This window comes from Streptomyces sp. NPDC005181, assembly GCF_040608395.1.
Lineage (GTDB): Bacteria > Actinomycetota > Actinomycetes > Streptomycetales > Streptomycetaceae > Streptomyces.
This window is the reverse complement of record NZ_JBEXID010000042.1, coordinates 57,995-65,719: the sequence shown is the minus strand read 5'-3', so window position 1 is coordinate 65,719 and position 7,725 is coordinate 57,995. Positions and strand designations below refer to the sequence as shown.

Below are 7,725 nucleotides of genomic sequence, written 5' to 3'. Positions count from 1 at the left end.
CGTGGGTATCCCCGGCTGAAGCAGGGGATACCCACGCAAGATCAAGGATGGTGGAGATCGCCCCGAGCGTGCCGGACGCGCTGCTCTTCGGGCTGCTGTGGGTGGGGGGAGCGGTGCTGGTGGCGCCGCATCTGCTGCGGCTGGTGGGGCGTCCGGCCGGCACGGCGGCTCCGGCCTCTGCGTGGGCCCCGGGAACGCAGCCCCCGCCTCCCGCCTGGAACCCCCGGCCGCAGACACCGCCCACGACCGTTCCCACGGCCATGCCCACCCCGTACCCCGCGTACGACCCGCAGACCGTCCACCTCGGCCCCGCACCGGCCCGGCCCCCGGGCCGACGCCGAGGCGGCGACAGCCACCGCAGCAGCCACCGCCCGTAAGCGCTCCGTCGTCGTCTGGAGCGTGACCCTCGTCGCGGCCATCGTGCTCGGCGGCGGGCTCACCGCCGGAGTCCTGTTCCTCAAGAACGACAAGAGCGACACCCGGCGGCCGCCCGCGGCGGCCGCAGAGGACAACAAACCCGCGGCGTCCGGGAGCAGCGACGGCACGCCCCCCGAAGCCACCCCGCCCACGTCTCCGACCGCGTCCGCGACCACGCCCCCCGCGGCGCCCACCGTCCCCGCCGGCTACCGCATGGTCTCCGACAGCGCCGGCTTCTCCTTCGCCGCCCCGGTCCAGTGGGACCGGGAGAGCGAGAAGAACCACCAGATCACGTACGCGGGCTCCACCGGCCGGGCCGAGCTGAAGGTCGGCGTCATCCGCAACGCCCCGTACACCTCGTACGAGAACTTCCAGAACCTGGAGCGGACCGCCGACGCCAACCAGAAGGACTACCGGCGGCTGCAGCTCCGTGCCAACACCTTCCAGGGACTCCAGGGCGCGATCTGGGAGTACACGTACGAGGACAGGCGGAGCGGCGAGACGATCCACGCGATCGACCAGAGCTACATCGCCGACGACGGCACCGAGTACGCGATCTACACCACCGAGCGCGACCGCTACTGGTCGGACGCCCGGCAGATCTTCGACACCGCCCTGTCCATCTGGATGCTCAACGACATCGACTGATCCGGCTCGTCACGCAAGCAGCCGACGACCTCACGTCCTCGCCGACCACGGTCCACAGGCAGTAGCCGAGTTCGCCGTCGGGGAGCCCTTCGAAAGGTTGATCAGCAGGCCCCCATAGACTGCACGGGACATGTGCCGCGCGGCACGCGATTTCGAATCCTCGGGAGATCCGACCGTGACCGAGCCCCTCTCCGAACACAGCGCGGATGTGATCGTCGTCGGGGCAGGCCCAGCCGGCTCCACGACCGCGTACTACCTCGCCAAGGCCGGACTCGACGTTCTCCTGCTGGAGAAGACCGCTTTCCCGCGCGAGAAGGTCTGCGGCGACGGCCTCACCCCGCGAGCCACCAAGCAGCTCGTCTCCATGGGCATCGACATCTCCGAAGAGGCCGGCTGGCTGCGCAACAAGGGTCTGCGCATCATCGGCGGCGGCGTCCGCCTCCAGCTGGACTGGCCGGATCTCGCGTCGTACCCGGACTACGGTCTGGTCCGCAAGCGTGACGACTTCGACGAGCAGCTGGCCCGCCAGGCGCAGAAGGCGGGCGCGCGGCTGTACGAGCGCTGCAATGTCGGCGCCCCGATCGTCGACGAGCGCACCGGCCGCATCACCGGCGTGCAGGCGAAGCTCGGCGAGGAGAAGACCCCGGTCACCTTCCACGCCCCGCTCGTCGTCGCCGCCGACGGCAACTCCACCCGGCTGTCGCTCGCCATGGGCCTGCACCGTCGCGAGGACCGCCCGATGGGTGTGGCGGTCCGTACGTACTTCACCTCGCCCCGCCATGACGACGACTACCTGGAGTCCTGGCTGGAACTGTGGGACCGGCGCGGCCCCCAGGACCGGCTGCTGCCCGGCTACGGCTGGATCTTCGGCATGGGTGACGGCACGTCCAACGTCGGCCTCGGCATCCTCAACTCGTCGTCCGCCTTCAAGGAACTGGACTGGCGCGAGGTTCTCAAGGCGTGGTGCGCGTCGATGCCGGAGGACTGGGGCTACACCCCGGAGAACATGACGACGCCGATCCGCGGCGCCGCGCTCCCCATGGCCTTCAACCGCCAGCCGCACTACACCAAGGGGCTGCTGCTCGTCGGTGACGCGGGCGGCATGGTCAACCCGTTCAACGGCGAAGGCATCGCCTACGCCATGGAGTCGGGCCAGCTCGCCGCGGACGTCATCGTCCAGGCGCACGCCCGCGCGACCCCGGCCCAGCGCGAACTGGCGTTGCACAACTACCCGAAGATCCTCAAGGAGACCTACGGCGGCTACTACACGATGGGCCGCGCCTTCGTGAAGCTGATCGGCAACCCGAAGGTCATGAAGATCGCCACGCAGCGCGGTCTGACGCACCCGCTGCTGATGAAGTTCACGCTGAAGATGCTGGCCAACCTCACCGACCCGACGGGCGGCGACGCGATGGACCGCATCATCAACGGCCTGGCGAAGGTGGCCCCGCGCTCCTGACCGTACGGCGGCGTCCGGTCAGTAGTAACCTTTCTCGCCGTCGATGATCTCCCGTACGGCATCGAGATGACCGGCGTGCCGGGCAGTCTCCTCGATCATGTGGAACAGCATCCACCGCAGATTGGCGGAGGCGATCTCGAAGTCGGGATGACGGCCCACGTCCTCCAGGGCGTGGGCCGCGACGATCTCGTCGGTGACGGCGCACTGCTGCTCGTACTCCATGAGGAGCTGCGCGAGCGGAATGCCGTCGACCCGCATGTCGGCATCCTCGGTGTCCGGGTCGAACCGGGGTCCCACGGCGGGCCGGCCGAGGAACATCACCTCGAACCAGTAGTTCTCGACCCAGCGCAGATGCGAGACGATCGCTGCGGCCGACAGACGCGGCGAGGCGGGGAGCACGGCCCGGTGCGCATCGGTCTCGGACAGCCCCTCACACTTCCAGTGGACGACGGCCCGCTGCATGTCGAACCAGCCGAGCAACTGGGTTCGCTCGTCGGCTTCGTACGGTGGGCGTATCCGCGGGCGGCTCATGGGAGCCGAAGCTACCGCAACCGACCGCACGGCTGAGGGCCGTCACTCCCGAGCGGGGAGTGACGGCCCTCAGCCGGATCACATGCGCTTGTGAATCCGAGAACTCAGCGAACTCGCGGAGTTCAGAGAACGCGGACCGCGCCCGACGGCGGGTCGTAGTCCAGGGAGCGGAGCACCACACCGGTGCTCGGGTTCTGTGCGCCGACGAACTGGCCGCCGCCAACGTAGACACCGACGTGGTACGCGGAGCCCGCGCCGCCCCAGTACAGGATGTCGCCCGGCTGGAGGTTGCTCAGGGAGACCTGGGTGCCGGCGGTCGACTGGGCCTGCGAGACGCGCGGGAGGTCGACGCCCACCGAGCGGAAAGCGGCCTGGACCAGGCCGGAGCAGTCCCAGGAGTTGGGGCCGGTGCCGCCGGACACGTACGCGTCGCCGACCTGCGCCTTGACGAAAGCGATGACGGACGCGGCGGAGCCGGTGGCGCTCGACGAGGAGGGGGCGACGGAGGTGGAGCCGGACGTGGCGCTGAGCGTCGTACGGGCCTCGGAGCGGGAGGCGCGCAGGGCGGCCTCCGCCTTGGCCTTGGCGGCGGTCTCGGCCTTCTTCTTGGCCTCTGCCTTGCGCACGGCCTCGGCCTTGGCCTTCTTGGCGGCCTTGGCGGCGGTGGTGGCGGCGGCGTCCTCGTGGGCCTGCGTCTCCAGGTCCAGGGCGACCTGCTGGGTGGCCTCGGCGGACGCGGCGACGGCGGTGGAGAGCCCGGTGGTGAGGGTGGGCATCTCGATGGTCTGGGTCACCGGCTCGGCCTGGGCCGGACCGGCGGCTGCGGCGACCGCGATGGTGCTGAGGACGCCACCGGCAACTCCGGCCCGCAGCGCCGTCTTGGAGGCGCTTCGGCGGGGCTTCCGGTGGCTGGGTATGTGAGCGGTGTGGGACATGGGTACTAGCGCTATCAGGGGCTCAGGGGTCCCTTCAAGAAACGTGTGTTGCGACACAGTTACGTACGGAATCTGTGAATCCGCTTTCTGGCGGCCCTTATTGACGCCGTAACGGGCAAAACGGGCAGGCGTGATCACTGCTGTGATCACGGCCTTTCGGGAATTCGCCCGAATTGCCCGCCGCTTACCATCCGTTCACACCAATGGCCAAGCCCGCTTTTGTTGAAGGCTCGGTGGAGTGATGCAGGTCACAGCATGACTGTTACGTGGCGGGCATAAGAGCGGCCGGCGGGCGCGGTGCCGTCGACGGCGCCGCGCGGGTGGCCTTTCGCCCGGAAGATCGTGAATTTGCGCACGCGTCCACTTCGCTCCCCGTGGGCCCCTCGCGCGGGTGAGCCCAGACCGGGACGGATCCTCGTATCACTCCCTGCCGTCCATTGCCAATTTGCACGCCGAGGCGTCTGATTGTTAGAGGAACATCGCTTTGACCAGCGGTAACAACATCAGATGTCACGTCTCGTGATCGAGCAGCCGCTTTGCGTGCGAAGGTCATCGCTCATCCGGCTTCATGATCGTTCGCCTGGTGGTGGAGATCACAAAGTCGGTGTAGCACCCCGTGTCGCAGATCACAGGACGGCAGGCATAGGATGCGGGGCAGTCGGGCTTGTGAACTGCCTCACATGTGCACGATCTTGGTGAGGTGGCGAGCCGGTCGCCCGATGCGGTCCAACGGTCAAGGACGACTGGAAGGAGCGAGGAGCGTGAATGCCTACGCGCCCATCCTCGTGCTCGGCGCCCTCGGGGCAGGGTTTGCGATCTTCTCCGTGGTCATGGCCACGCTTATCGGCCCCAAGCGATACAACCGAGCAAAGCTCGAAGCGTACGAGTGCGGTATTGAACCCACCCCCACTCCAGCCGGAGGCGGCCGCTTCCCCATCAAGTACTACCTGACGGCGATGCTCTTCATCGTCTTCGACATCGAGATCGTCTTCCTCTATCCCTGGGCGGTCACCTTCGACGCCCTGGGGATCTTCGGGCTCGTTGAGATGCTGCTCTTCGTGCTCACCGTCTTCGTCGCCTATGCGTATGTATGGCGTCGCGGCGGCCTGGAATGGGACTGAGGGGCTGAGGGGCACACCATGGGACTCGAAGAGAAGCTGCCCAGCGGCTTCGTGTTGACCACTGTCGAGCAGGCCGCCGGCTGGGTGCGGAAGTCCTCCGTATTTCCTGCCACCTTCGGCCTCGCCTGCTGCGCCATCGAGATGATGACGACCGGAGCCGGGCGCTACGACCTGGCCCGTTTCGGGATGGAGGTCTTCCGCGGATCGCCGCGGCAGGCGGATCTGATGATCGTGGCAGGGCGGGTCAGCCAGAAGATGGCGCCCGTCCTGCGGCAGGTCTATGACCAGATGCCGAATCCCAAGTGGGTTATCTCCATGGGGGTTTGTGCGTCATCGGGTGGGATGTTCAACAATTACGCCATTGTGCAGGGTGTTGATCACATTGTCCCGGTCGATATCTATTTGCCAGGCTGTCCGCCGCGTCCCGAGATGCTGTTGGACGCCATTCTCAAGCTCCACCAGAAGATCCAGAGCTCCAAGCTCGGGGTCAACGCGGAGGAGGCCGCCCGCGAGGCGGAGGACGCGGCACTCAAGGCGCTTCCCCTGATCGAGATGAAGGGGCTGCTGCGGTGAACGACGAGCAGAACAGCAACGGCGTACCCGCGCCGCGCGACGAGACCGGCGAGGTCATCGGCGTGCGGAAGGGCATGTTCGGCGCCGACAACGGCGGCGACACCTCCGGCTACGGCGGCCTCATCCGCACGGTGACACTGCCGGGCGCCACGCCCCGGCCGTACGGCGGCTGGTTCGACGAGGTGGCCGACGAGCTCGAAGGGGCCCTGGAGGAACAGGACCTGCTTCCCGGGAACGCCATCGAGAAGACCGTCGTCGACCGCGGCGAACTCACCTTCCACATCGCCCGCGAGCACCTGCTCACCGTGGCTCGCACGCTGCGCGACGACCCGGCCCTGCGCTTCGAGCTCTGCACGGGGGTGAGCGGTGTCCACTTCCTCGGCGACAAGGGCCGGGAGCTGCACGCCGTCTACCACCTGCGGTCGCTCACTCACGGCCGGCTGATCCGGCTGGAGGTCTCGGCCCCGGACAGCGACCCGCACATCCCGTCCCTCGTCACGGTCTATCCGACCAATGACTGGCACGAGCGCGAGACCTACGACTTCTTCGGGCTCATCTTCGACGGGCACCCGGCCCTCACCCGGATCATGATGCCGGACGACTGGCAGGGCTTCCCGCAGCGCAAGGACTACCCGCTCGGTGGCATCGCCGTCGAGTACAAGGGCGCCCAGATCCCGGCTCCGGACCAGCGGAGGTCGTACTCCTGATGTCTACTCCCCATGCAACGCCCCGGGCCACGACCGAGGGGACTGTATATACAGTCACCGGCGGCGACTGGGACGAGGTCGTCGAGTCGGCGGTCAAGTCCGACGACGAGCGCATCATCGTCAACATGGGCCCCCAGCACCCGTCCACGCACGGCGTGCTGCGGCTGATCCTGGAGATCGACGGCGAGACCGTCACCGAGGCCCGCTGCGGCATCGGCTACCTCCACACCGGCATCGAGAAGAACCTCGAATTCCGGAACTGGACCCAGGGCACCACGTTCGTCACGCGCATGGATTACCTGACGCCGTTCTTCAACGAGACGGCGTACTGCCTGGGCGTCGAGAAGCTCCTCGGCATCGAGGACCAGATCCCCGACCGGGCGACGGTTCTGCGCGTGCTCCTGATGGAGCTCAACCGGATCTCCTCGCACCTGGTGTGCATCGCCACCGGTGGCATGGAGCTCGGCGCCACCACGATCATGATCTACGGATTCCGTGATCGTGAACTCATTCTCGATCTCTTCGAGCTGATCACCGGGCTCCGGATGAACCATGCGTTCGTCCGGCCCGGCGGACTCGCCCAGGACCTGCCGCCGGGCGCGGTCGACCAGCTGCGCGAGTTCGTGAAGACCATGAAGAAGAATCTGCCGGAGTACGACAAGCTCGCCACCGGCAACCCCATCTTCAAGGCCCGCATGCAGGACGTCGGCTATCTCGATCTGACCGGCTGCATGGCGCTGGGCGCCACCGGCCCGATCCTGCGCTCCGCCGGACTCCCGCACGACCTGCGCAAGACGGACCCCTACTGCGGGTACGAGAACTACGAGTTCGACGTCCCCACCGCCGACAGCTGCGACGCCTACGGCCGCTTCCTCATCCGTCTCGAGGAGATGCGCCAGTCGCTGCGGATCATCGAGCAGTGCATCGACCGGCTCGCCCCGGGACCGGTGATGGTCGCCGACAAGAAGATCGCCTGGCCCGCGCAGCTCGCGCTCGGACCCGACGGACTCGGCAACTCGCTCGACCACATCAAGAAGATCATGGGCACCTCCATGGAGGCCCTGATCCACCACTTCAAGCTGGTGACCGAGGGCTTCCGGGTCCCGGCCGGGCAGACGTACACCGCCGTCGAGTCGCCCAAGGGTGAGCTCGGCGTGCATGTCGTCTCGGACGGCGGAACCCGCCCCTACCGGGTCCACTTCCGCGACCCGTCCTTCACCAATCTCCAGGCCATGGCGGCGATGTGCGAGGGCGGCCAGGTCGCCGATGTCATCGTCGCCGTCGCGTCCATCGACCCCGTGATGGGAGGCGTCGACCGGTGACCGAAGTACGTC

At 67.6% G+C, this 7,725-nt stretch carries 8 protein-coding genes and 1 pseudogene; 7 read left to right on the top strand and 2 right to left on the bottom strand.

The window, feature by feature from the left end; genetic code table 11:
* From ABZV38_RS24820 to ABZV38_RS24810, 3 genes and pseudogenes are all read left to right on the top strand, one after another.
* Window positions 1-377: pseudogene (locus tag ABZV38_RS24820) on the top strand (hypothetical protein); the annotation flags it as partial.
* Between the two features lie 22 nt (window positions 378-399).
* On the top strand, window positions 400-1,065 hold the full coding sequence (locus tag ABZV38_RS24815) for a hypothetical protein (RefSeq protein ID WP_356330333.1): 666 nt from the start codon (window positions 400-402) through the stop codon (window positions 1,063-1,065).
* A gap of 175 nt (window positions 1,066-1,240) precedes the next feature.
* Complete coding sequence (locus ABZV38_RS24810) at window positions 1,241-2,524, top strand: geranylgeranyl reductase family protein (RefSeq protein ID WP_356330332.1); 1,284 nt, start codon at window positions 1,241-1,243, stop codon at window positions 2,522-2,524.
* An 18-nt stretch (window positions 2,525-2,542) separates the two neighbouring features.
* Here the strand turns inward: ABZV38_RS24810 and ABZV38_RS24805 are convergent, their stop codons facing one another.
* Together ABZV38_RS24805 and ABZV38_RS24800 are read right to left on the bottom strand one after the other, a co-directional pair.
* Window positions 2,543-3,055 carry a DinB family protein gene (locus ABZV38_RS24805; RefSeq protein ID WP_356330330.1) on the bottom strand — a complete coding sequence of 171 codons (513 nt, stop codon included), beginning with the start codon at window positions 3,053-3,055 and terminating at the stop codon, window positions 2,543-2,545.
* A gap of 122 nt (window positions 3,056-3,177) precedes the next feature.
* Entirely contained in the window at window positions 3,178-3,990 is an 813-nt protein-coding gene (locus ABZV38_RS24800) for a C40 family peptidase (RefSeq protein WP_356330329.1), read from the bottom strand.
* 761 nt (window positions 3,991-4,751) lie between these two features.
* Here ABZV38_RS24800 and ABZV38_RS24795 point away from each other — a divergent pair.
* Genes ABZV38_RS24795 through ABZV38_RS24780 form a run of 4 tightly spaced genes read left to right on the top strand, consistent with a single transcriptional unit; the run spans window position 4,752 to window position 7,713 of the window.
* Window positions 4,752-5,111, top strand: a complete 360-nt coding sequence (locus ABZV38_RS24795) for an NADH-quinone oxidoreductase subunit A (protein ID WP_003992243.1) — start codon at window positions 4,752-4,754, stop codon at window positions 5,109-5,111.
* Window positions 5,112-5,129: 18 nt separating this feature from the next.
* Window positions 5,130-5,684, top strand: coding sequence for an NADH-quinone oxidoreductase subunit B family protein (locus ABZV38_RS24790; protein ID WP_355763169.1), 555 nt, complete (start codon window positions 5,130-5,132; stop codon window positions 5,682-5,684).
* Window positions 5,681-6,391, top strand: a complete 711-nt coding sequence (locus tag ABZV38_RS24785; RefSeq protein ID WP_356330327.1) for an NADH-quinone oxidoreductase subunit C — start codon at window positions 5,681-5,683, stop codon at window positions 6,389-6,391. Before ABZV38_RS24790 ends, ABZV38_RS24785 begins: the two co-directional genes overlap by 4 nt.
* Window positions 6,391-7,713 (top strand): NADH-quinone oxidoreductase subunit D, encoded by a 1,323-nt coding sequence (locus ABZV38_RS24780; protein WP_356330325.1) that lies wholly within the window; start codon window positions 6,391-6,393, stop codon window positions 7,711-7,713. Before ABZV38_RS24785 ends, ABZV38_RS24780 begins: the two co-directional genes overlap by 1 nt.
* The last annotated feature ends 12 nt before the right edge of the window (window positions 7,714-7,725 follow it).

Coding starts and splice junctions, on each gene's coding strand:
- ABZV38_RS24780 (WP_356330325.1), top strand. CDS start 6,391: ATGTCTACTCCCCATGCAACGCCCCGGGCCACGACCGAGGGGACTGTA.
- ABZV38_RS24800 (WP_356330329.1), bottom strand. CDS start 3,990: ATGTCCCACACCGCTCACATACCCAGCCACCGGAAGCCCCGCCGAAGC.
- ABZV38_RS24805 (WP_356330330.1), bottom strand. CDS start 3,055: ATGAGCCGCCCGCGGATACGCCCACCGTACGAAGCCGACGAGCGAACC.
- ABZV38_RS24790 (WP_355763169.1), top strand. CDS start 5,130: ATGGGACTCGAAGAGAAGCTGCCCAGCGGCTTCGTGTTGACCACTGTC.